General features: G+C 54.3%; 21 protein-coding genes and 1 tRNA gene. 15 read left to right on the top strand and 7 right to left on the bottom strand.

What is annotated here, in order from left to right:
• Positions 1-15 precede the first annotated feature (15 nt).
• The 8 genes from ACZ9W6_RS15825 to ACZ9W6_RS15790 all read left to right on the top strand — a co-directional run bounded on the left by ACZ9W6_RS15825 (position 16) and on the right by ACZ9W6_RS15790 (position 9,913).
• The gene (locus ACZ9W6_RS15825) at positions 16-1,872 is read left to right on the top strand and encodes a CHASE2 domain-containing protein (RefSeq protein ID WP_465192142.1); all 1,857 of its coding nucleotides are present in this window, start codon (positions 16-18) and stop codon (positions 1,870-1,872) included.
• The gene (locus ACZ9W6_RS15820) at positions 1,869-3,044 is read left to right on the top strand and encodes a tetratricopeptide repeat protein (protein WP_465192141.1); all 1,176 of its coding nucleotides are present in this window, start codon (positions 1,869-1,871) and stop codon (positions 3,042-3,044) included. The genes ACZ9W6_RS15825 and ACZ9W6_RS15820 overlap by 4 nt, the downstream gene beginning before the upstream one ends.
• A gap of 292 nt (positions 3,045-3,336) precedes the next feature.
• Positions 3,337-5,997, top strand: a complete 2,661-nt coding sequence (locus ACZ9W6_RS15815; RefSeq protein ID WP_465192139.1) for a beta strand repeat-containing protein — start codon at positions 3,337-3,339, stop codon at positions 5,995-5,997.
• A gap of 221 nt (positions 5,998-6,218) precedes the next feature.
• Positions 6,219-7,427, top strand: coding sequence for a Calx-beta domain-containing protein (locus ACZ9W6_RS15810; RefSeq protein ID WP_465192138.1), 1,209 nt, complete (start codon positions 6,219-6,221; stop codon positions 7,425-7,427).
• A 102-nt stretch (positions 7,428-7,529) separates the two neighbouring features.
• A complete protein-coding gene (locus ACZ9W6_RS15805) occupies positions 7,530-8,666 on the top strand; it encodes a DUF4214 domain-containing protein (RefSeq protein ID WP_465192137.1) in 1,137 nt (378 codons plus the stop codon).
• 93 nt (positions 8,667-8,759) lie between these two features.
• Entirely contained in the window at positions 8,760-8,999 is a 240-nt protein-coding gene (locus tag ACZ9W6_RS15800; protein WP_465192136.1) for a hypothetical protein, read from the top strand.
• Between the two features lie 2 nt (positions 9,000-9,001).
• Positions 9,002-9,787 carry a SapC family protein gene (locus tag ACZ9W6_RS15795; RefSeq protein ID WP_465192135.1) on the top strand — a complete coding sequence of 262 codons (786 nt, stop codon included), beginning with the start codon at positions 9,002-9,004 and terminating at the stop codon, positions 9,785-9,787.
• Between the two features lie 51 nt (positions 9,788-9,838).
• Positions 9,839-9,913: transfer RNA gene (locus ACZ9W6_RS15790), tRNA-Thr, on the top strand.
• A gap of 83 nt (positions 9,914-9,996) precedes the next feature.
• On the opposite strand, the gene ACZ9W6_RS15785 is transcribed toward ACZ9W6_RS15790, so the two are convergent.
• Positions 9,997-10,914 carry a DUF4214 domain-containing protein gene (locus ACZ9W6_RS15785; protein WP_465192134.1) on the bottom strand — a complete coding sequence of 306 codons (918 nt, stop codon included), beginning with the start codon at positions 10,912-10,914 and terminating at the stop codon, positions 9,997-9,999.
• 224 nt (positions 10,915-11,138) lie between these two features.
• Here ACZ9W6_RS15785 and ACZ9W6_RS15780 point away from each other — a divergent pair, with 224 nt between their 5' ends.
• From ACZ9W6_RS15780 to ACZ9W6_RS15765, 4 genes are read left to right on the top strand one after another with little or no spacing between them, the layout of a single operon-like run.
• Positions 11,139-12,854 (top strand): type I secretion system permease/ATPase, encoded by a 1,716-nt coding sequence (locus ACZ9W6_RS15780; RefSeq protein WP_465192133.1) that lies wholly within the window; start codon positions 11,139-11,141, stop codon positions 12,852-12,854.
• Between the two features lie 12 nt (positions 12,855-12,866).
• The gene (locus tag ACZ9W6_RS15775) at positions 12,867-14,213 is read left to right on the top strand and encodes an HlyD family type I secretion periplasmic adaptor subunit (RefSeq protein WP_465192132.1); all 1,347 of its coding nucleotides are present in this window, start codon (positions 12,867-12,869) and stop codon (positions 14,211-14,213) included.
• 4 nt (positions 14,214-14,217) lie between these two features.
• Entirely contained in the window at positions 14,218-15,549 is a 1,332-nt protein-coding gene (locus ACZ9W6_RS15770; RefSeq protein WP_465192131.1) for a TolC family outer membrane protein, read from the top strand.
• Between the two features lie 14 nt (positions 15,550-15,563).
• Positions 15,564-16,718, top strand: coding sequence for a glycosyltransferase family 4 protein (locus ACZ9W6_RS15765; RefSeq protein ID WP_465192130.1), 1,155 nt, complete (start codon positions 15,564-15,566; stop codon positions 16,716-16,718).
• An 83-nt stretch (positions 16,719-16,801) separates the two neighbouring features.
• On the opposite strand, the gene ACZ9W6_RS15760 is transcribed toward ACZ9W6_RS15765, so the two are convergent.
• The 5 genes from ACZ9W6_RS15760 to ACZ9W6_RS15740 all read right to left on the bottom strand — a co-directional run bounded on the left by ACZ9W6_RS15760 (position 16,802) and on the right by ACZ9W6_RS15740 (position 20,889).
• Positions 16,802-18,172 carry an NAD(P)(+) transhydrogenase (Re/Si-specific) subunit beta gene (locus tag ACZ9W6_RS15760; protein WP_465192129.1) on the bottom strand — a complete coding sequence of 457 codons (1,371 nt, stop codon included), beginning with the start codon at positions 18,170-18,172 and terminating at the stop codon, positions 16,802-16,804.
• A gap of 12 nt (positions 18,173-18,184) precedes the next feature.
• Positions 18,185-18,481 carry a proton-translocating transhydrogenase family protein gene (locus ACZ9W6_RS15755; RefSeq protein ID WP_465192128.1) on the bottom strand — a complete coding sequence of 99 codons (297 nt, stop codon included), beginning with the start codon at positions 18,479-18,481 and terminating at the stop codon, positions 18,185-18,187.
• Positions 18,482-18,493: 12 nt separating this feature from the next.
• Positions 18,494-19,615: a Re/Si-specific NAD(P)(+) transhydrogenase subunit alpha gene (locus ACZ9W6_RS15750; RefSeq protein ID WP_465192127.1), complete on the bottom strand. Its 1,122-nt coding sequence runs from the start codon at positions 19,613-19,615 to the stop codon at positions 18,494-18,496.
• A gap of 485 nt (positions 19,616-20,100) precedes the next feature.
• Positions 20,101-20,559 (bottom strand): hypothetical protein, encoded by a 459-nt coding sequence (locus ACZ9W6_RS15745; RefSeq protein ID WP_465192126.1) that lies wholly within the window; start codon positions 20,557-20,559, stop codon positions 20,101-20,103.
• A gap of 117 nt (positions 20,560-20,676) precedes the next feature.
• On the bottom strand, positions 20,677-20,889 hold the full coding sequence (locus tag ACZ9W6_RS15740; protein ID WP_465192125.1) for a hypothetical protein: 213 nt from the start codon (positions 20,887-20,889) through the stop codon (positions 20,677-20,679).
• A 786-nt stretch (positions 20,890-21,675) separates the two neighbouring features.
• Here ACZ9W6_RS15740 and ACZ9W6_RS15735 point away from each other — a divergent pair.
• From ACZ9W6_RS15735 to ACZ9W6_RS15725, 3 genes are all read left to right on the top strand, one after another.
• Positions 21,676-21,912: a hypothetical protein gene (locus tag ACZ9W6_RS15735; RefSeq protein WP_465192124.1), complete on the top strand. Its 237-nt coding sequence runs from the start codon at positions 21,676-21,678 to the stop codon at positions 21,910-21,912.
• Between the two features lie 61 nt (positions 21,913-21,973).
• A complete protein-coding gene (locus ACZ9W6_RS15730; protein ID WP_465192123.1) occupies positions 21,974-22,696 on the top strand; it encodes an HNH endonuclease signature motif containing protein in 723 nt (240 codons plus the stop codon).
• A gap of 126 nt (positions 22,697-22,822) precedes the next feature.
• Entirely contained in the window at positions 22,823-23,449 is a 627-nt protein-coding gene (locus ACZ9W6_RS15725; protein ID WP_465192122.1) for an AbiV family abortive infection protein, read from the top strand.
• A 545-nt stretch (positions 23,450-23,994) separates the two neighbouring features.
• Here ACZ9W6_RS15725 and ACZ9W6_RS15720 read toward each other — a convergent pair.
• Positions 23,995-24,090: an integrase core domain-containing protein gene (locus tag ACZ9W6_RS15720; protein WP_465191464.1), complete on the bottom strand. Its 96-nt coding sequence runs from the start codon at positions 24,088-24,090 to the stop codon at positions 23,995-23,997.
• Positions 24,091-24,108: the final 18 nt, after the last annotated feature.

Raw genomic sequence — 24,108 nt, 5'->3', positions numbered from 1 at the left:
GATGCCGCTACTGTCTTGTTCTCCCTGCTCAAACGATCGCTGCTGGCAGCAGCGCTGACCTCGCTGTTTGCTTGGCTGGCATTCGGCCCGATCGGGCTGGGGCAGGCCTATGTCTGGCGCGAGCGTTTGCAAGACTTGCAGTGGCAATGGTTGCCCCGCACCAATGCCAGCGACACCATCGCCATCATTGATATCGACGACAGCAGTCTTGCCAGTGTTGGCCGCTGGCCGTGGCCGCGTGACACGGTGGCCACGCTGGTGGATAAGCTGTTCAGTCAGTACCAGGTTGCGGCTGTCGGGCTGGATATCCTGTTTCCCGAGGCCGGCACCCCGCCGGCTGGTGATGTCCGTCTCGGCCGTCTCGCACAGCAATTTCCCCTCGTGTTTGCCCAGGTGTTTGACCAAGATGCGGCCAACCCCGGCCGCGGCTTTGGCCAGCTCTTGCCCGGTCAGGCCTGTCCGGCCGGCATCAGCGTGCCCGAGGCTATAGGCTGGCTGGGCGTCAGCCCGACATTTGGCCCGATTCCGCGTGGCGGCCATATCTCGCCGCTGATTGATGCCGACGGTAATATCCGCCGCGCCTTGCCGCTGCTGCAATACCGGCAGCAATGTTATCCCTCGCTGGCGCTGGGCGTATTCGACGCTCTCAGCGGCAGCCTGCCTCATGCCGCCAGCTGGCAATACAGCAAGGGGCAATTGCAGCACAGTCTGAGCGGCCTGAGCCTGCCGTTGCAGGAAGATGGCAGTCTGCGCCTGCACTTTGCGGCCAACCCTGCGCCACAATACCCGGCAGCCAAAGTGCTGGATGGCACGTTGCCGGCCAGCCTGCTGCAAAACCGTATCGTGCTGATTGGCTCGTCTGCTGCCGGGCTGGGCGATCTGGTGTCCACTCCGGTGGCCAGTCGGCTGGCCGGCGTGCAGATTCACGCGGCCGTGCTCGACATGCTCTTGCAGCAAAATACCCCGCAGCGCCCGTCGTGGGCTGTCGCACTGGCGCTGTCGGCAACCTTTGCCCTGTGCTGGCTGCTGCTGCCCGGTGGCAGTCGCCGCCATCCACGTCGTCTGCTGCTGTTGGCACTGGCTGCCAACCTTGGCTGGCTGCTGCTGGTGTGGTGGTACTGGCAGCGCGGCATCGATCTGCCCGCCTTGCCGTTGTTGGCCTGTCTGCTCTTGTTGCTGCCATTGCGCAATACTTGGCAAAGCATTGCCGCGCAGCTGGCAGAACAGCGACTTTTTCGCCAGTTCAGCGCCTATCTGCCACGCGAAGTGCTGTTACAACTGGTAGAATCCGGCGCCGATCCACGCCAATTGAAAGCGCAAAGGCATAATATCAGCGTGATGTTTGCCGATATCCGCGGCTTTACCCCGATTGCCGAACAGCTCAGCCCCGAGCAACTGGCCCAACTTCTTAACATCGTGATGGACTACCTAGCGCAGCACATCCAGCAACAGCAAGGCACGCTCGACAAATTTATCGGCGATGCCATCATGGCCTTCTGGGGCGCGCCGCAAGCCAATGCCGCGCACGCCGATGCCGCCGTGGCCTGCGCCCTTGCCATTCGCCAGCATCTGCCGCAACTGCATGCAGAGTTGGCCGCACACGGCCTGCCAGCCATCACCTTCAGTATCGGTATCAATAGTGGCCCGGCCGCAGTCGGCAATATGGGTAGCCGCCAGCGCCGCGCCTATACCGCAGTCGGCGACACCGTCAATCTGGCTGCCCGTCTGCAAGAGCGCAGCCGCGATCTGGGGGTGGACATCCTGCTGGGCGAGGAAACCTGCCGGCAGTTGCAGCACGCCGTCCTCGCCAGCCATGGTCGTCAGCAATTGCGTGGTCGCCAGCAGGCGGTGCAGGTGGCCAGCCCGCTATGAAAAAGCTGCTCGCCACCGTGTTGTTGCTGGCCAGTCTGCCGGTGATGGCAGACAGCACGGCTGCCGATTCGCTGTATCTGCAAGGCGTGGCCGCCTACAAGGTGCAGGATTACACCCTGGCCATCCGGCTGTTTGACGCCGCCATTGCGGCCAATCCTGCCCATGCCGGCGCACGGCTAGACAAGGCCATTAGCCAGTACGAACAGGGCGATCTCGATGGCGCGCGCGCCAGCTTCAACGATCTGTCCCGCCTGGCGGCTATTCCGCAGCCGATAGCCGAGCTGGTACAACATTATCTCGAAGCCCTTGAGCCGCCACCCGAATGGCACTGGCAGCACAGCTTCAGCGCAGGGCTGGGCCGCAGCAACAATGCCAATCAGGGGCTGTCCAACAGCCAGTTCGACTTTGGCGAGCTGGACCCGTACTACCTGGCCCGTGCCGATGGCTATGCCGAGTGGCAATACCAGGCCGATGTACAGCGCCTGTCTGACAACCATCGCCGCTACCTGCTGCTGTATCAGCGTCAATGGCAAACCGAGCGCGATGCCAACCAGGCACTGATACTCGGTGGCGCTAGCTGGCAATGGCCGCGTACTTACGGCACCGTGCATCTCAACGCCCAGCTGGGGCAAAGCTTTCAAAACGCGAATACCCTCTATCAGGCCGGCAGCAGCAGCGTGGCGTGGCAGCAAGCGCTGCTGACCGGCCAGCTATGGCTGAATGCCGGCTTGCAACAAAAGCGTCATCCGCAAGATGCGGCCAACAGCAACCGCGTCTGGCAAGTCGGTGCCAGTTATCGGCTGCCTATGGCACGCCAGCAATGGCAGCTGGATGTCAGTCTTGCCAAAGATCAGGCACTGGGGAATCGGCCCGGCGGCCAGCGCCAGCGCACGGATATCAATCTGCAGGCGCAGTGGCTGCTGGCTCCTCGGCTGGTACTGCAGGCTGAAACCGGTTGGCGCAAGGAAGTGCAGTCAGAAGCATTCAGCGGGCTGTTTGGCGACACGCGCCGTACAGATCAGACCTTCAACAGTGCGTTGACATTACAGTGGCTGGCCAGCGCGGACAGCAGCTGGCAGCTGGCCTGGCTGCGCAAATCCCAGCGCAGCAATATCGCGCTATACGATATTGCCAGCCATGAGTGGCGTCTTGGCTGGAAAAAAAGCTGGTAAACCGCCACGGATAGCCACCTGTTTCAGGGTAAAAAAGCGCTGAAGCAGAGTTCTCCGATAATGCCTTGTGAATAATTAACTGCATTGACACACCATATCTGGTAGTCATCAATCCTTGGTACACAAGGCTTTGCGGCCAACATTTTCCTTGTATACAAATCAACATTGCATGTGACGAACATCACACCGCTTTTGACGCAACGCCACTATAATCCGCAGAGTCGAAAGATCTTCGACGGAATACTTGATCAAGTGTTTCACCCAACAACCGCTTTATAGAGAGGAGCCTTCAATGGCCGCTTCTGCATACTTCGACGCAGTTCAGAAACTGTATGTTGCTTACTATGGTCGTCCGGCTGACACCGTTGGCCTGAACTACTGGGCTGAGAAAATCGATGCTGCCAAGGGCGACATCCAGTCCGTAGTTAACGCTTTCGGTTCTTCCGCCGAAGCCCAGTCCATCTACGGCAACGTGTCCACCGTTACTCAGGTGAACAACGTATTCAAGAACATCCTGGGTCGTGACGCTGACGTTACCGGTCTGAACTTCTACGCGCAAAAAGTTGCCAACGGCGAATACTCCCTGGCTTCCCTGGCTCAGCGCATTCTGGACGGCGCTACCACTGGTGACGACGCTAAAGTTGTAGCGAACAAGCTGGCTGCTGCCAAAGTGTTCACTGCTGCTATCGACACTGCTGCTGAAGTTCTGTCCTACACTGGCGACACCGCTGCCCAGCAAGCTCGTGACTTCCTGAAAGTCGTGACTGCTGACACCGCTACCGTACCGACTGCTGAAGCTGCTCAGACTTCCGTTTCCGGTCTGACTGGTTCCAACAGCAACCCGGGCCAGACTTTCAGCCTGACCGTTGGTGCCGACACCATCACTGGTACTGCCGGTAACGACACCATCACTGCTCTGACTATCAAGGCTGATGGCTCTGATGCATCCACTCTGACTTCCTTTGACACCATCGATGGTGGTGCCGGTAAAGATACGCTGCACATCTATACCGATAACAAGGTAATTGGTACTCCGGCAGCTGCTACTGATCTGAACAAAACTTTCGCGGCTACCAACTCCGTGAAAAACGTTGAAGTTGTGAACATCTACAACAACAACGGCGCAGCCGCTGCTTTTGGTGATGCTTCCAAGTTCGAAGGCGTAACCGAACTGTGGCAGCATTCCGCTGCTGCAGCTGTGACCAAGCTGGCTGCTACTACTACTGCCGGCTTCAAGGCCACTACTGGCGACCTGAGCGTAACTGCTGCTGACGCTGCTGCTACCGCTACTGTTGCTTTCGACAACGTTAGCGAAGGCGGTACTCTGACTGTTGCCGGCTCTGCTACTGGCACCCTGAACAGCGTGAAAGTAACTGGCACCGTTAAAGATACTGACAGCAATGGTTCCGTTGCTGCCAAGACTCTGGCTGTTACCGTTGGTAAAGACGTTGAGACCCTGTCCGTAAACAGCGGCATCAAGTCCACCCTGACCGTAACTGACGGCGCTGGCACCAAGAAAGTGTCTACCGTTGACGCTTCCGCCAGCACTGGCGACCTGACCTACGTTGCTGCCAACACCGTTGCTACCGTTAAGACCGGTGCTGGTGCTGACACTGCTACCATCGCCTTTGCTGGTACTGCTGATGTCAAGGCTGCTTCCCTGTCCACTGGCGCAGGCGATGACACCCTGACCGTTAACGTGACCAAAGGCGCTGCTTCTGCCGTGGCTGTCAACGTTGATGCAGGCGCTGGCAAGGACACCATCAATCTGAACATCGTCACAGAATCCGTTGTTACCTACACCGTTGCTGCTGGCGAAGGTGATGACTCCGCAGTGGTGACTGGCACCATCAAGACCACCGACAAGGTCGATGGTGGCGCTGGTACCGACACCATCAGCCTGGCTGCCAAGGCTGCTTACGTTGCTGACGACTACATCGTGTTCAACAAGGTGATCACCAACTTCGAAACGCTGAAGCTGACTGGCGGTGTCGTTGTTACCGATCTGGACGCCAAGCAACTGGCCGCTGCCTACACCACCGTTGACCTGAACGCTGGTTCGGCTATCAAGGGCGTGGGCTCCCAGGCTATCGTGGCTAACGGCAACGCTACCGTGACTGCTGATGGTTACAAGGCTGCTACTGTTACTGACCCGATCACCTACGCAGGTACCGTGTCTGTTACCGAAAAAGCCACCGGCACCGTTAAGGTTCTGGCTGAAACTGCCAAGCTGACTGTTGCTGCCAACGATGGCAACGTTCCTGCTGCCAACAACCTGACCGTGACTGGCGAAGCCAAGACCGTATCGGTTGTGATCAACAACAGCAACGACACCAAGGGTACCAAGGTTACTACCGACGACACTCTGGTTGTTAACTCGGTAACTGTTGCTAACGGTACTGGCGCTGATGCACTGAAAGACCTGGCTTCGCTGACCCTGTCCGGCAACGGCAAGGCCACCGTGACCAACGTTGACGGCACCAAGCTGGCTACAGTTGACGCTTCCGCGCTGAACAGTGTTGGTACTGACGGCAAGGCTGCTACCGGTCTGACCTACACTTCCAGCAACACTGCTGCTGAAACCATCAAGCTGGGCGCTGGCCTGGACGTGGTTACCATCAATGCTTCTACTTTCGGCAAGGTGGATGTGGTTACCGGTCTGAACCTGGTTGCTAGCGCTGCTGATGCTAAAGTGGTTGATGCTGCCAAGTCTGACAACCTGAACGTTGGCACTGCTGCTACTTACAAGGCATTCACCAGCACCCAGACCGATCTGGACTTCCTGCTGAAGGATGCTGCGGCTTCCGCTGACAATAACCTGGTATTTGCCTTCGGTGGCGACACTTATGTATTCGTTGATGCCGGCACTGCTGGTCTGATCGATGCTGCTGATACCGTTGTCAAGCTGACTGGTACCGTGAACCTGGATCTGCTGATCAACGTTCTGGCCTAAGTTGGATTGATCAATCAGTAATGATTGATTAAACAACTGGAATCGCCGTCTTGCACTTTGGTGTCAGACGGCGATTTTTCATTTTGTGGTCATGCATGCTCTTGATTACCCTTACTTTTTTAAGCCATTTGTCATTTTTAATTGTTTTTCTGTCTTACCATGACATGGTTTTCCTGTCACACTGATGGCCGCTTGAATGTTGGCCGCAGATAGGAAAAACAATGGTTGCAACAGTATTGTCGTTTGCTGAAGAGCGTAACCGGGCGTTGACCGGCGAGGGCTGGGATGGTGTGGTGCGGGTGTCGGTTGGCAGCTATTACGGCACAGGCTCTTTGCTGTTTGACGGACGCGCCGTGCTGACGGCAGCACATCTGTTTGATGCTCCGGATGGCGTGACGACCGTCAGTTTTGATACCGCCAAAGGCAGCCAGACGCTTGGCGTCAGCAAGGTGCTGTTGCACACGGCTTATGATAATGACGGCAATAACGATCTGGCCTTGCTGTGGCTGGATGCTGCGGCGCCGTTGGCCGCAGAGCGTTACGATATAAACCGTGACAGCAATGAGTTGCTGCAAGATTTTACCTTTGTCGGGTATGGCGTACCGGGTACCGGGCGCACCGGCATTGACGAGCTTTATGATGGTCCAGCCATTCGCCAGTGGGCGAAGAACCGTTTCGATACAGATCCGGCAACCATGAAGCAGCTGTTTGGTTACGAGATGGCATGGAAACCATTGTCTGGTAGCCAGTTGATGGCTGATTTTGATAATGGCTTGCCGGCGCAGGATGCTCTCGGACGTTTTATGGGCATACACGATCGTGGTCTGGGTTGGGAGGAAGGTGTCCTGACCGGAGGTGATAGCGGTGGCCCGGCTTTTCTGGCTGGCAAGGTCGCCGGGGTTGCCAGTTATGGCGTCAGCCTGACTCGTGATGGGGTGAAGCCAGATGCGGATGGTGTAACCAATAATGCCAGTTTCGGCGAGCTGTCTGCCTGGCAAAAAGTCAGTTATTACCAGCAGTGGATTGACCAGAATATGCGCGCGCAGTATCTCGATGCCCCAACTACGGTAGCTAATGTGAAGACGAGTATTGCCGAAGGGAATGATCAGGCGGTACGGGCTTATTTTTTGCTGGAATTCAGTGGGGTTCGCAGCGATCAGAACCAGTTGTTGAGCGTGGATTACCGTACCCGTGATGGTAGTGCCAAGGCTGGTGAAGATTATTTTGCGACCAGTGGCAAGCTGGTGCTTTACCCCGGTGAGAATAAGGCGGTTATTCCGGTCGAGATCATGGGTGATGCCGTGCAGGAAGGTGATGAGACTTTTTTCCTGGATGTGTTCAATCCGGTAGGGGGAAGTTTTGGCGTGGGTACCGTGACACTTACGGCCATGCGTACGATTATTGATGATGATGTGTGGCTACTCGGCTAAAACTCGAATTGAGTATTGTCATGTATCTGCTAATCACCTATTTATTGAAATGCTGATGACGTACTAGTTTGTCTTGTCGATTCATGATTCAGGAGCTCAACTATGGCCAGCCAATTTTTTGATGTCGTTCAGCGTGTCTATATCGCCTACTATGGTCGCCCGGCAGATTATGACGGGATGGTGTATTGGTCTGATAAATTGGCTCAGGCTTCGGGTGATTTTTCAGCCATCATCAATGCCTTTGCCAACTCTGCGGAAGCACAGCAGCTGTATGGCAATAGCAGTGTTGCGGACAGCGTTGACAGGATTTATCAGCAGTTGCTCGGGCGTCAGGCAGAAGCCGAGGGCAAGAACTGGTGGGTTGCCGAATTGCAGGCCGGCCACCGTACTCTGGCAAATCTTGCCCTGGATGTGCTGTATGGTGCGCAAGGTGATGATGCGACAACGATCAGCAACCGCTTGAACGTCGCCAAACAGTTTACAGATCAGCAGCATAGTGGTGCCTTGAGCTATGCCGGTGATGATGCGGCCAAACTGGTCAGAGATTTTCTTTCGACAGTGAAAAGCGATGCAGCAACTTTGGATTCGGCCAAATCTACGCTGGCGAACCTGCTTAACCAGATGGACAAGCTAAGCGATGACTGGAATGCCCAGCATGGTGGTAATGGTGGTGGTGATTCAGGTGGTGGTGGCGACAGTAGTGGCATTTCGATTCTTGACGACGCTTCACAGCAGTTTCTGGCGGTCATTGCGCTGAACAGCAATAGCGGCAGCCTGTCTACCAGTGCCTTGCGTGATGCGGTAATTGCCAAAGTAGGTGCCGGCAATTACAACGATGCATTTGATATTAGCGAGTATGCAGGTGTAGAAGATGGTGTCCTGACTACGGCAGAGTTGGGATTTACCCAGCTAGGCGATTTGCCAGCAACAAGAGAGACCATTGAAAGCCTGTACTACGGCACGATCATCAAGGCGCTCAAATCGATCGATATGCAAGAGATCACTGATCTGCAGCAGTTTGTCCTTGCCCATCAGGCACAAATTGCCAATGGTGACTCGGCAACTATCAAGGCTTACACGGATTTGCTGGTGAATGTGTTTGCTGATGAGGCAAATCCTCCGCTAATGAACGATCAGATGATTAGTCAGGCGATTGTGGTATCCACTCAGGCATTCGTTGAAATTGTTAATACCGGTACTTACAGTGGCAGTATTTTCAGCGATTTTTCCTTGTTTTGATTCAAAGGTTTGATGCTGGCAGGGCACTTGGGGGCAACCCGGGTGCCCTGTTTTGTTAGAATGCTTTTTTTTTGCGAATAAACCAATACATCCATGTCTACTGTGACCATTAATGAGAAGACCTACGCTTTGGATAGCTTGAGCGAGGAAGCCAGACAGCAGCTGGCAAATATCCAGTTTGTAGATGCAGAACTGACCCGATTGCAGCAGCAGCAAGCAGTGTTGCAGACTGCACGTAATGCCTATGTGGCTGCCTTGCTTGCGGCAGTTCCTGCAGGCGAAGCACCAGCGCCTGCCAAAAAAGCGGCACGCTCACGTAGCAAGAAAGCCTGATCATGGCCAAATTGCTACCAATCAGCCGACAGGTGTTTACCGGTAAGCACTGGCAACGGGTAAGTAATTATTCGTTTACGGCAAATGATACGGTGTGCCAGTTGGTGACTCAGGAGATGCCGAAAGCGATGGTGCATTTGCCACTGGCATTTATCCCTCAGGATGAGGGTTTTGTGCCGGTCGCTCTGCAGGGTTTGGCTGCGCAAAGAAACCTGTTGGTTGCTCCTGATGGCTCTTGGTTGATGCCATATGTTCCGGCGGCTTATCGTAGTTACCCGTTTCGTGCGGTTGACGGTGGGGAAGGCAAACAGATCCTGTGCTTTGATGAGGATAGCCAGCTGCTGGCAGACGAGGGAGAAGCTTTCTATCAGGAAGATGGCGAGCCAACTCCTTTTATCCGGCAGATTGCCGAATTCTTGCAGGCTCTGGAACAAAATCGCTTGTTGACTGTAAAGCAGTGTGCAGTGCTCCAGCAGCTTGAGCTGATTGTTCCTTGGAACGTCAAGGTACAAGGCGAAAACGGTGAACAGCTATTGCAGGGGCTTTATCGGGTTGATGAGGAAAAGCTGTATGCCTTGTCGGATAGTGATTACCTGAGACTGCGCGAAGTGGGTGCCATGGGCCTTGTGTATTGCCAGATGTTGTCGATGCAGCACCTGCCACGTCTTGCCGAGCTTTCCAGACATCAGGATGCGGTACAGAAGCAACTGGCAGAGCGTGATTCAGCTAAAGAATTGGATCTGTCTTTTATGGCTAGCGGCGATACCCTGAGTTTTGGCACTTTTTGAGTAGCTTGCGGCATGTATAGGGCGATGGTATGATCGCGCCCTTGTCTGAGCGCCCATGTAGCTCAGGGGTAGAGCACTCCCTTGGTAAGGGAGAGGTCGGCAGTTCAATTCTGCCCATGGGCACCAGCAAACATATTCAGACCAACTGCAAGGTTGGCCGCAAGAAAAGCCGAAGCAAAATAAATGCTTCGGCTTTTTTATTTACACGCTCAGTTGTTCATCAGCATCTCATGTGACAAACCATACTGCCCAATCAGCTGCAGAATAGGGTCATCTACCTGATCAAGAACTGCGAGCCATTCTGCGTCTGGGACGTTTTGGCCAGACTCTTCTCGAAGTGCGAGAGGATACCAAGCGGCAGCAAACTGATTTGCATTTGCCAGAACGACATACGACGCATATTCCTCGATAGTCAGATCTGTATGATACTGGCCGATCTTGAGGTGGATCCCGCCACTATCATTTGAGCCGCTTTCATCGCTTATCCAATCCCCATATGGATTGTCGAGTAATTTCAGTACATCGCGTCCTAGATAAGCCACCGCTGCTTTCTGCGCATTGGGATTGTTCAGTTGGCCAAGAGCCAGTGTTTCCATTTCATCCAGTGATGCGCCAAAACCGTCTTCTGACTGGAGAATTTTGGCATCAAGAATGAGGCCACCGTAGTCTTTACCCGCATAGCTTTCTGCCCAGTTGCTTGTTGGCAGGAACTTGTCGAGATAGCCATTGATTGCATTCTGATCCAGCTTGTTCATTGCGGTATTCAGTGCACTGTTAAGGCCTGTCAGATCTTCATTTCGGGCGCCTTGGATAATGGCGAAAACCAGCGAGCCGGGTGTATAGGTTCCGTCATCCAGTTTGCCGGCATAGTATTTTGCACCCTCGCTATCCGGCAGGCGGCCGAATACTTGCTGATAGATCTTGTCGATGCGGGCCAGATTGTTCAAATTGCCATAAAGCTGATTAGCTTCGTTCGAGTTGGCAAACTGGCTGATGATATTACCGAGATTTCCCCCTTCTTGTTCTGCACGACTTGCCCAGTATGCCAGGCCCTCAGCATCCGCTTCGCGACCGTAGTAGCCCAAGTAAAGTTTTTGTACATCACGAAAATAAGTACTTGCTGGCATGATTTCCTCCGCGGAAATTTATACAAATTGGATGAATTTATATAATTATGCCATTTGCTATGACTATGTAGTGTCAGTTTGAGGTCGTTAGTTGTGGACAAGCAACGTCTAGAGGGTATAAGGGAATGTGGCATGCCTATAGAATGTGATGATCGTCACATATCGTGTGAGCCGATGTGTTAGGATGCAGCATCTTCCAGGAATGGCATCACTGATTTCTCGTCATGAAAAAACTACTTCAAAGTACTTCCGAACTGGGCAAGGTATTGCAGCAGTATCGCAAGGCCTTTTACCGTCTTGGGGCATTCAGTGCCGTCATCAATTTGCTGATGCTGATGCCTTCGGTTTACATGATTCAGGTATTTGACAGGGTACTTCATAGTCGTAATGAAACGACTCTGTTGATGTTGACCTTGATGACCGTCGGTATGTTCATGCTGATGGGAGCATTGGAGCTGGTACGCTCGCAAACCTTGATTCGCGTCGGTAATCATCTGGATATGTCGCTGAATCACCGTGTATTTACTGCGGCATTCGAGCAGAATTTGCGAAAAAGTAACGGTAATGCCGCACAGTCCATCCATGATTTGACGACATTGCGCCAGTTTTTGACGGGTAATGGCCTGTTTGCCTTCTTTGATGCGCCATGGGCACCTATCTATCTGGTGGCGTGCTTCCTGTTTCATTGGCAGCTGGGTGTGTTTGTACTGGTCGGTATGCTGATTCTGGTCTTCATGACTTACCTGACCGAAAAACTGACCAAGGAACCGCTGGCTGAGGCCAACCGTGCCGCGATTGCTGCCGGCAACTATGCCAACAACAATCTGCGCAATGCCGAGGTGATCGAGTCCATGGGCATGCTGCCGGCGCTGCGTGAACGCTGGTTCCGCTTCCAGGGCCGCTTGTTGGAGAAACAGACCGAGGCATCGGACAAGGCGGCTCGCATCAATGCTGTCACCAAGTTCATCCGTATTTCCATGCAATCGACTGTTTTGGGTCTTGGTGCCTTGCTGGTGCTGGAAAATCATATCAGCGGCGGCATGATGATTGCGACTTCGATTCTGATGGGGCGTGCGCTGGGTCCGGTCGAGCTGGCCATTGGTACCTGGAAGCAGCTGATCAGTGCTCGTGCTGCATACCAGCGCCTTGAGGAGTTGCTGGAAACCTATCCTGCCCGTGGAACCCAGATGAGTCTGCCTCGTCCCGAAGGACATATCAGTGTTGAGGGTGCCATTGTAGTGCCCCCTGGTGCGCAAGCTTCGGTGTTGAAAGGTCTGACTTTTGCGATTAATGCCGGTGATGTAGTGGGTGTCGTTGGTCCGAGTGCCTCGGGCAAGTCGACGCTGGCACGTGCATTGGTTGGTATCTGGCCCGCACAGGCTGGCAAGATTCGTCTTGATGGTGCAGATGTTTTCCAGTGGAACAAGGATGAGCTTGGCCCGCATATTGGTTACCTGCCACAGGATATTGAGCTGTTTCAGGGCACAATTGCCGAGAATATTGCGCGCTTTGGTGAAATCGATTCCGAAAAGGTTATTGACGCGGCCAAGCGTGCGGGTGTGCACGACATGATTTTGCGCTTGCCACAAGGCTATGAAACCATGCTGGGTGATGGCGGCGGCTCATTGTCCGGTGGTCAGAAGCAAAGGATTGGTCTGGCTCGTGCAATTTATGGCAGCCCAGCTATCGTGGTGCTGGATGAGCCAAACTCCAATCTGGATGATATCGGTGAACAGGCATTGGTTCGTGCTATTGCGGCGCTGAAGGCGGCTGGTACTACCGTGATCCTGATTACCCACCGGACCAGCATCATCAATGCGGTTGACAAGATGTTGGTACTTCGAGACGGGCAGGTCGGCTTTTACGGCCCTCGCGATCAGGTTTTGCAGGCATTGGCTCAAGCCGCCCAGCAGAATCAGGTTCAACAGTTGAAACAATAAGGAGCCGTCACCATGGCCTTGTTTGATAAAAAAGACAGCGTGGCGACAGCAAATGCGGCTGGGCAGCTGAAGATCGATACCGATGATCGCCGTATTTCCCGTTTTGGCACCCGCTTCCTGTTGATTGGCTTTGCCGGGTTTATCCTCTGGGCGGCTTTCGCGCCACTTGATCAGGGGGTGGCATCGAATGGTACGGTGGTTGTTGCGGATAAACGCAAGACTGTCCAGTCGATTACCAGCGGGCTGGTTGCCAAGCTGAATGTACGTGAAGGGGATATGGTGAAGCAGGGTCAAGCCATTATCCAGCTGGACGACACCAATCCCCGTTCGCAACTGGAAGTCGCTTTGACGCAGTTCATTACGGCTCGCGCGGTTGAAGACCGTTTGCTGGCTGAGAGCAGCAATGCAGCCAATATTGCGTTCTCTGCCGATCTGGAAAAACTGAAGGGCGATCCTCGTGTGGATGAGGCCAAGAAGTTGCAGCAGCAATTATTCCAGACTCGTCGCGCGATGCTGCAGAGTGAGCTGGCCACGCTGGATGAAACTATCCAGGGGCTGCAAACCCAATTACTGGGTATGAAGGAGGTCAGAAATAACCGTGCCAATCAGGTGAAGTGGTTCAGTGAAGAGCTGAAGGGTATGCGAGAGCTGACGGCTGAAGGTTATGTGGCACGGAATCGCTTGCTGCAACTTGAGCGCAGTGCCGCAGAAGCCAATAGTGGCATGGCGGATACCATTGCCAATATGGGACGTATCCAGAACAGTATTGCCGAGATCAAGCTCAAGCAACTGACTCGTCGTCAGGACTTTCAGCGCGAGATTGCGACCCAGCTGACAGATGTCCAGAAGGAGACACGAGCGCTGAGTGAAAGACTGGAGTCATTCCGCTTTGATGTGGCGAATAGCACGATCAAGGCGCCGATTGACGGTATGGTAGTCGGCTTGAATGTACATACAGTTGGTGGTGTGGTGCAGGCGGGTCAACCGCTGATGGATGTTGTGCCGACCAATGAACCGCTGATTGTCGAAGCGCAGATTGATCCGTCAATGAGTGCCAAAGTACATCCAGGCATGCCTGTAGATATCAACTTTGTCGCGTTGAATCAGACCAAGACGCCTGTGATTGATGGGCAGGTTGAGACTTTCTCGGCGGACCGCATTGTTGACGCGAAAACCGGGATGCCATACTTCCTTGCCCGCGTGAAAGTCACCGAAGCTGGCATGAAGAAGATCGGCCAGCAAAAGATTCTCCCGGGTATGCCGGTATCGGTGGTAGTCAAGAGTGGTGAGCGCACCATGCTGCAGTACTTGGTCAAACCATTGGCAGACCGCATGCACTTTGCCTTCACGGAAGAGTAAAACTATGCGCAAGAAAATTCTGGCATTAAGCATTCTGGCTAGCTTGTCCTTGCCAGCGCAGGCACTCGGTCTGCTGGATGGTTACCGTCTGGCACTGGAGCATGACCCTATGCTGCGAGCTGCACGTGCTGGCATGCAAGAGGGGGAGGCTTCGGTAGGCGTCAGTCGTGCCGCGCTATTGCCGAATGTCTCGGCGTATGTTGGCCGCAGCAAGATAACGGGCAACCAGGAGGCACCGAATATTCTGGGTACAACCAGTACAACGCCGCTGGACTATCGGAGCGACTCAAAGCAGATCCAGTTGCGCCAGACCTTGTTCAATGCTTACAGGTATCTGGACTATCGCCAAAGCCGTTTGCGTTCGGATCAGACTGTGACCGATTACCAGCTTGAAAGTAACAAGCTGATTGGTCGGTATCTGTCGGCCTATATGGATGTCTATCTGCAACAGCAGAATCTGAAAATCGCGGAGGCGCTGATTACCTCTCTGGGTGAGGTAGTCAAGCTTGCCCAAGGCCAGTACAAGCAGGGTGAAGGTACCATTATTGATCTGATGGATGCTGAAGCCAGGTTGTCAGTGGCCGAAGCTCGCAAGATCGAAGCGGAAGGCATGCTCCGTGATGCCGAACAAAACCTTGCACTGATGATTGGCAGCCCGGTTGTCGGGACGGCGACAATACAACGGGAGATTAACCGTAATTTGCAGCCCCAGGGAACGGTCGAGCAGATTGTGTCGGGAGTGCAGGGGAGTGTAGAGCTGCGCAAGAGCCAGCAGACGGTAGACATTACCAAAGTCGAGCTGCAAAAGGCGCGATCGAATCACCTGCCCACCCTTGATCTGGTTGCCAGCAAATCACACTCCTTGTCGGAGAGTCTTTCTACCCGGGACCAGACTACTCGGCAGAATGTCATCGGTTTGCAGCTGAATATTCCTTTGTTTTCTGGTGGTCAGACCTACTACCAGGGAGAAGCGATGCGTGCCCGGCTGGAGCGGGCAGAGGCCGAGCGCGACAACATGGAACAGCAGGTAAAAATGGCGTTGGCCAAGAATTACCATGGGCTGAAGACTGGCCTGCAGAAGATAGAAGGCTATGCCCGCTCGGTACAGGCGGGTGAGAAAAAGGTACTGGCCAACAAGAAGGGAATCAGTGTCGGGGTGAAGACATTGGCAGACTTGCTGGATGCCGAAGAGCAATTGTCCATCTCCCGCCGCGATCTGGTTGATGCCCAGAGTCAGGTGGTCAATAGCTGGGTGCAACTAAAATCCTTGCAGGGTGATCTGAAGGGAGAGGATGTGGCTTGGCTGGACAAATGGTTTGTCAGCGGCAAAAACTGATATCGAAAGAAAGAATGGAAGTACTTTATAGCGCACATTGTATCCGTTACCCGATGTCCGGGGTCGGGCGATATGCCTACCGTCTTGGTCTGGCGCTGGAAGAATATGAAGAGCTGAAGCTCAATTATTTTTCCGGCACCGAGATCATTGCACGGCCTGATCCGCTGCGTGAACCTGCCACACCAGTCAATCGCAATACACTTAAACGCTTCATCCCGTTCAAGTATCACGTGCGCCGGTTCTATCATCGCTGGAAGGATTTACGCGCACAGGCCGAGTTTGCTCGTTTGCAGGGGGAGTTCCTGTTTCATGAGCCCAATTACATGCTGGGTGCCTATCAAGGGCCTTCCATCATTACGGTGCATGACCTCTCGCATATCCATCATCCGGAATGCCATCCGGAAGACCGTATCCGCTTCTTCAACGAGCACCTGCCGAAATCCATCGAGCGTGCCTGTCACATTCTGACGGTCTCGGATTTTGTCCGTGAGGAGCTGATCAATCTGCTGGGGATTCCTGCCGACAAGGTCACCACCACTTACAACGGGGTGGATGAAAACTACCGGCCGCGGGATGAGGCGCAGTGTCGCGAGACGCTGACGCGTTACGGTCTGGGGTATCAGCGCTATCTGCTGGTGGTCGGTACGGTTGAGCCGCGCAAGAATCTGCGCCGTCTGATCAATGCCTATCTGCTGCTGCCCAAGGCCTTGCAGCAGGCCTATCCGCTGCTGCTGGTTGGCGGCAAGGGTTGGGAGTCGCCGGAGTTTTATGCCCAGCTGGACAAGCTGCAGGCAAACGACTCGCTGATCTGGCCGGGTTATGTACCCGAAGCGGATCTGCCGCTGCTGTACGCCGGGGCCAAGGCACTGGCTTTTCCGTCGATTTACGAAGGTTTCGGTTTGCCGGTACTGGAGGCAATGGCTTCGGGCGTACCGGCGCTGGCGGCGCATCGTTCCGCACCGGCCGAGATTCTGGGCGAGGCGGGTATGCTGGTAGATACGCTGGACGAACAGGCGATGGCCGATGGTTTGCAGCGCATGTTGGAAGACGAGCAGTGGGTACAGCAGGCACGTACGGTCGGCTTGCAGCGCGCAGGCGACTTTACCTGGCAGGCTTGTGCAGCCGGTACGGCTGAGGTGTATCGCCAGCAATGGCAACGTTTTTTCTGAGCCGGTAACAACGCAAAAAAAGGGCGGATCGTAGATCCGCCCTTTTTTCTTGCGGCCAACCTTGGCCGCAACTTGCCGCAGGCTTAGTGCATGACGGCCTTGAGCATGTCTTCCACCACTTTCTTGGCGTCGCCAAACACCATCATGGTCTTGTCCATGTAGAACAGCTCGTTGTCGAGACCGGCGTAGCCCACGCTCATCGAGCGCTTCACCACGATCACGGTGCGCGCCTTGTGCGCGTCCAGAATCGGCATGCCGTAGATCGGGCTGGCCTTGTCCTTCTGCGCGGCCGGGTTCACCACGTCGTTGGCGCCGATCACCAATACTACGTCGGTGTTGGAGAAGTCCGCGTTGATTTCCTCCATCTCCTGTACCTGTTCATACGGCACTTCGGCTTCGGCCAGCAACACGTTCATGTGGCCCGGCATGCGACCTGCCACCGGGTGGATGGCGTAGCGCACATTGACGCCTTTCTCGTGCAGCAACTCGGCAAACTCCTGCAGCGCGTGCTGGGCGCGCGATACGGCCAGACCATAACCCGGCACGATGATCACGCTGTCGGCATTGCTCATCAGGAAGGTCGCATCCTCGGCCGAGCCGGACTTGTAGTTCTTCGGGCCGCTGTCGGCGCTGCCGCCGGAGGCGGTTTCGGCACCGAAACCACCCAGCAGCACGCTGACGATGGAACGGTTCATCGCCTTGCACATGATGTAGGACAGGATGGCACCGGACGAACCGACGCAGGCACCGGCGATGATCAGCACCGGGTTGTTCAGCGTGAAGCCGATACCCGCTGCCGCCCAGCCGGAGTAGCTGTTCAGCATCGACACCACCACCGGCATGTCGGCACCTCCGATCGGGATGATCAGCGTGATGCCCAAAACCAGCGCGATGGCGACCATCATCAGGAAGGCGGCGTGGCTGTCGGTGAGGAAGTAGGCGACACCGAAGCCCACCATGGCCAGCGCCAGCACCAGGTTCAGCAAATGTTGGCCGCTGAAGTTGACGGCCTTGGCACCAAACTTGCCGGACAGCTTGCCATAAGCGACCACCGAAGCGGTGAAGGTAATCGCGCCGATGAAGGCACCGATGAACAGCTCGATCTTCTGCACGCCGGTGTGTTCGACACCGCTGTGGAAGATGGCGGCGATGGCGATCAACACCGCCGACAGGCCGACCAGCGAGTGCATGGCGGCGACAAGTTCCGGCATGCCGGTCATCTCGACAGTCTTGGCCTTCCAGGCGCCAATGGCACCGCCGGCGGCGATGGCGCCGAGGATCAGCAGCAGCACCGGCTTGTCCATGATCATGAAGGTGGTGCCGACAGCCAGTAGCATGCCGAAGATGCCGTAGCGGTTACCCTGGATCGCAGTCGTGGGCGAGGACAAACCCTTCAACGACAGGATGAACAGTACCGCCGACACCAGGTACAGGATTGCGGAAAGATTCTCCATGGGTCTGGCTCCTTATTTCTTTTTCTTCTTGAACATGTCCAGCATGCGCTGGGTGACCATGAAGCCGCCGAAGATGTTGATGCTGGCGAGGAAGATACCGATGGCACCCAATACCGAAGTAATGGTGATCTGCTGGCCATTGATATCCACCACCTGCAGCATGGCGCCGACGATGATGATGCCGGAGATGGCGTTGGTAACGGCCATCAGCGGGGTGTGCAGTGCCGGGGTGACATTCCACACCACGTGGTAACCGACGAAAACTGCCAGCACGAAGATGGTGAAACTGGTGATGAACGGGTCAACCATTTGGGTTCTCCTTTAGTTGGCCGCAGCGAAGCGCACCTGGCCGTCGTGGGTCACCAGAGTGGCCGCCAGCAGGTCGTCTTCCAGATTGAGGGTGAAGCCTTCCTTGCTGAGCATCAGCGACAGGAAGGTCAGCAGGTTCTTGGCGTACAGGCTGGAGGCATCGGCCGCCAGCTGACCTGGCAAATTGAACAGGCCCACCACGGTGACGCCGTTGTCGGTGCGTTGCACCTCGCCCGGTACTGTCAGCTCGCAGTTGCCACCGGCTTCGGCCGCGATGTCGATGATCACGCTGCCCGGCTTCATCGCTGCCACGATGTCGCGGCTGATCAGCGTCGGTGCCTTCTTGCCCGGGATCAGCGCGGTGGTGATGATGATGTCGGCCTGACGTGCATGCTTGGCCACCAGCTCGGCCTGGCGACGCTTGTAGTCGTCCGACATTTCGCGGGCGTACACGCCGTCGTTGGCCTTCTTCTCCTCCTCGGTCATCGGTACTTCGATGAACTTGGCACCCAGCGACTCGACCTGCTCCTTGGTGGACGGGCGCACGTCGGTGGCTTCCACCACCGCCCCCAGCCGCTTGGCAGTGGCAATCGCCTGCAGGCCGGCCACGCCGACACCCATGATCAGCACCCGTGCCGGCTTCACCGTACCCGCCGCGGTCATCAGCATCGGCATGAAGCGCGGGTAGTAGTAGGTGGCCAGCAACACCGAGCGGTAGCCGGCGATGTTGTTCTGGCTGGACAGCACGTCCATGCTCTGCGCCCGCGTGGTGCGCGGCAGCAGCTCCATGGCGAAGGCCGACACCTTCTTCGCGGCGAGCGCCGGGAAGGTGCTGTTCTGATACGGCGCGAGTTGGCTGATCAGCACCGCGCCGTCTTTCAGCTCGGCGATAGCGTCTTCGGCCAATGGTCGCACGGCAAGCACGATGTCGCCCTGTGCCAGTGTCGCGGCACGACTTGCGGCCAACGTTGCGCCCGCCTCGACAAAGGCGGAATCGGGAATGGCTGCAGCCAACCCGGCCCCCTGCTCGACTACCACGGCATGACCCATGGCAACGAGTTTTTTCACCGTTTCCGGTGTGGCGGCCACGCGGCTTTCACCAGCCAACCTTTCGGTGGCAATAGCGATTTGCATGGTCTTCCTTTCTGCAAATAGATGAATGACAAATAAAAAACCTGAAGATAGCGAACGCCCGTGCGAGGCTTTTTTCGAACGAGCGTTTGAATTCTTAATTAATCATGGCTTGCGGATTTGCGCAATTTATTTACAGTTTTGCGACGTCAATACGCGGCAAATTGGCCTTTGGCGAAATGTCTTGTCTGCTTTGTCTACTGTCAGACAATTTTTTAATATTCTGAAAACAATAGAGAAAACAATTTGCCGCAAGACTGTTTCAGCATGATGGCATCTGCAAATCCGTTGTTGCGTCGCAACAGTACAATGTCGAACGGATGTTCATATTGCAATGCAACAATTTCGTCATACAGTAAACCGTCTTGTGAGACCATTTGTAAAGAAGGGTTAATACTAAGCAGGCGGGATAAGGCGGAAACTGCAGCGCGAATCAAACACTTTCGGCTGTTTCGGGCGGGAAAGTAACGTCTGGCGTAACAACAGGCTCAGGGGCGGGCAGGTGGGGCTTGTAGCGGAAAGTCGGCGAGGCGGCTGTCGATAGGGGCCAGCAGGCGGCTGATGCTGCCATCGTCCAGCATGGTTTGCAGCTTGCCGGAGAGTTGCTGTCTGAACTGTTTGGCGGCAGGGGACTGCCGGCTCAGCGCAATGCGGCGTGGCTCGCCAACCTGTATCTGCCACAGTGCGCGGCGGTAATGGCCGGGCTGGCGGCTGGCGAGCAATTCGCCACGCGCCTGGCGCTCGTTGATGATCAGCACGTCAAAACGGCGCGCCTGCAGCTTGCGCAGGGCCGAGTCGACATTCAGCGCGGCATCGCGCTGCAGGCTGCTGTCTTCGTCGAATTGCGGGAAGTATTTGACGCCCTCGACCACGCCGATGCGCAGCGGGCGCAGATCGGCATAGCTGCGGATCTGGCGCGGGTCATCGTGGCGTTGCAGCAAAATCACCTTGCTGGCGGGCGCAAATGGCGGGTCGATGAAATTGAGGTAGCTGTCGCGCTCGCCACTGCCCTTGATGCCGATGGCGATATCAGCCTTGCCGTTTTCCAGCAGCGCCAGACAGCGTTACAGCGGGCAGCGTTCGATCTGCAGCTTGAGCTTGCTGCGGCTGGCCAGCTCCTTGATCAGCTCGACATAGGCACCGGCCGGCTGGCCATTGGCGTCCAGCGTCTTGTAGGGCTCGGCGGTATTGAAGGCAAAAACCAGTGTAGCCGGCTCTGCTGCCTGCCCGGCCCCGCAGAAATTCAAGATCAACAGGGCGGCAAGCAGGCGTGGCATGGTGCTATGCAGAATGTTACAAGCATGCCTGAAAGGCTTGCTGGTTAAGGAAAGTGCCATTCATCTGCATAGTCTGTGTACCTAAATGTGTACCTAAAAAATGTCGCTGCCCGCGGATATTACCATTTCATGGCCGAAGCCCATACTATAAGAGTGGTCTTGGGTAAGTCTTGTGCGGGAGGTGTTCCAGAAAAGGAAAGCCCCGCACAAGGCAGGGCTCAGCTGTGTAATGCATCAACTCTATTTGCTGATTTCCATACTCTCGCCCAATCAGCGGCAATCGTTGCCAGGCAAGGCGCAGAGCATTGATGTCCTAGGGCATTTGCTGAATTCCCAACTGAAAAAGGGAAAAAAATCTGCGCGTGAGAATACGTGCGGTCTAGAGGGGTGGGGTACCCAGACTTTTGATACCCCCCTGCGATCTCCTTGAACTAGAGCATTTAACGCTTTTCTAATTGAAGCAGCTCTTAACTGGCAGCCAACGAAGAGCAGAGTGTTTTAGTTTCGTTCTGATGTGCAACTTCTGCCATGGCTGGAAATAAACAGTGCCAACCGAAATAGAAACGCGATAGCTTATTTTCTCCTGACATGTTTAGCAACATAAGCCCGTCTAACATGTATACTTGGTCGGCTAACTGCATGCAAAAGTCTTGTCAATCAATCATTAAAAACAAAAACATTGATATGTTTTATACATTAAATAAGATAATAGATGCCTGAACAGATTTCTATTACAAGTTATGTCACATCGTAGAGGTTACTTGCCTCTAACCTGAAAGGTATCAAATGGATATTTCCACCATTAAACACATACTCTCTAGCGAGAGTATCGCTGCCGAGAGTATCAATCCAATCATTGATGTACTGAAAGAAGGAGATCTTGATCATTTGAGTGAATCTGAAAAAGAAGCTCTAAGACAAATACTATCGACAATGCTTCTTATGGCTCAGGATCCGACCAGTGGCGCTTATTTGGACGACGTCAAGAAAGCCAGGTCTTTGCACTCATTCTTAGGCGAATAGCCACATAACAATTCACTCAAGCCGATCGCTTGATAGCGTTGGCTTAAATCGTTAGGTAACTATGGCAGTAACGAGCGGTCACGGAAACCCGAAATGGACGCGAGAAGAAGTGATTCTCGCGTTGGAATTGTACTTTGAATGCAGAGGGAGAGTCCCATCGGCATCCGATCAAAGAGTGATGTCGCTATCTAAAGTGCTCCGTGCATTTCCACATCATAGCGACGCGGCAAGAAAAGAATCGTTTCGCAACCCGGATGGAGTTGCTTTTAAGTTACAGAACCTACGGCAGGTGGCTACTGGCAAAGGCCTGAGTAACGCATCCAAAACAGATAGAGAAGTGTGGGAGGAACTGGGCTCTTCGCCAAGTAAAGTCAAGGAACTTGCAATACTCATCCGCACCGGTGTTAATGCCCTTCACGAGGTCCGTGAATCAGAACCAGACTACGAAGTCTTTGCTGAAGGCAGAGTAATTACTGAGACTCACCTGCGAAGAGAGCGCAACCCAAAACTTCGCGATCGACTTATTGCAATTCGGTCTAAGGGCCCAGGCCTGGCTTGCGACCTCTGCGGCATAACCCCAAGCGCTGTTGCCGCAAGACTAGCTGAATCAATGTATGAGGCACATCATGTTGTACCGCTCGCAGCAGGGGACGAACGCACTACTAAGTTATCCGACATGGCGCTTCTTTGCGCTTGCTGCCATAGGCTGATACATAAGGCCATTGCGTCAGAAAAGCGTTGGTTAAACCTGGCAGAGGCTCGAAAAATAATCTATGGCAGGTAGCAGCCTAAACTTGCGGTCAAGCGGACGCCAGCCTAGGTCATGCCATCGTCATTCCTCTATCCCGTATTGGTGTCTTACGCACCTTCGGTGCTCAGGCTCCGCTTACCTTGGGCGTTAGGTTACAAAATGGCAAAAGAACGAATAAATAATCTCAAAGCAAAGTACGTCATCGAAGGCGCTCTAAAAACAGTCCGAAATGCACAGCAGTTGTGCAATGAATCTGAGTTGCTTCATCAGAATAAAATGTTCGCAAGATCTTATGCTTTGTCACACTTAGCACGCGAGGAGGTAGGAAAAAGCGCAATGCTCTTCAAAGTAGCTATTGATCGTCTTTTGGGTCGCTCAATCGACTGGAAAAAAGTCGATAGACGATTTAGAGATCACAAAGAAAAGATAGTAAATGATCGAGTATTCACCTATCTATTCTTTGGATCTATGGAGCTTGAAGGGCAAAAACTCGATCCGAAGGTTCTTTTCAACTCAGGAACCATCGAATACACGAACACGAGAAAAAATGCGTCTCTTTACGTTGATTGGACGAAAGGCCAGTTCCAGTCTCCAGAAGAGTCCGTGAATGAGCAACAATCTGCTCGTAATCTGGATATTGCGCTGGATCGAGTATCCTTTATGTCCAAGGTGATTCCTTCACTCGTCGAACTCGAACAAAAACCTAAGGATGAACTAGTGAAGATTTTTCCTGTGGAAAAAATTATGTTACTTGCGCAAGAGCTGCAAGATGTAATCAAGGCCTAAAATGACAATCAAATCAGGTCTTCGGCGCTGAGTTTTGCCACCGAACCATATTACTAGCATTAAACAGTTGTTGGTTGTTTCGACTTGGCCGAAATTTGCCAACTTGGTACTTCGTGGTGCGTGTGGCTTCCCATTTTTGAAGCGGGTCACGTCGGGCGTAAACAGTCTGGCAGGCAGCATTGTCGGTCTGCACGGCCGAACCTCTGGTTCAGCCCTACTCCGTTGTAATTCTAATATTTCATTCAACCAGTCTTGCGCCTAAGCTTCACGGACCGATTAGCTCCACAGATTGGCTTTCCCCTCAGCGGCGATTTCAAGATCAACAGCACTGCGCCCCCTGCTAACCAAGTGCGAACTTCGCACCCTTCATCAGTAAAATGGCCAACCTATCGGGTTGGCCATTCTTCATTCTTCGGCTGGTGTATTGATCCTGTTGTACTGCTTCACCATGCGCCGGCCACTGCCTGCTGTTCTCTCTACCGGTATCGCCTCGATCAGCCCGCGCTTTTCCAGTTTGTGTAATGACCCAGCCCTTTCTGCACAGGTCAGGCTGCTAATTGATACGCCATCGCCGGCGTCTTCATCCCCAAAGCTTGGTGTGGGCGCCGGTGGTTGTAGAACCCGATCCAGTTGGCAATCACCCGGCTGGCGTGCGCCAG

This window comes from Vogesella lacus (genome assembly GCF_979366295.1).
This window is presented reverse-complemented; position numbering and strand designations above follow the sequence as displayed.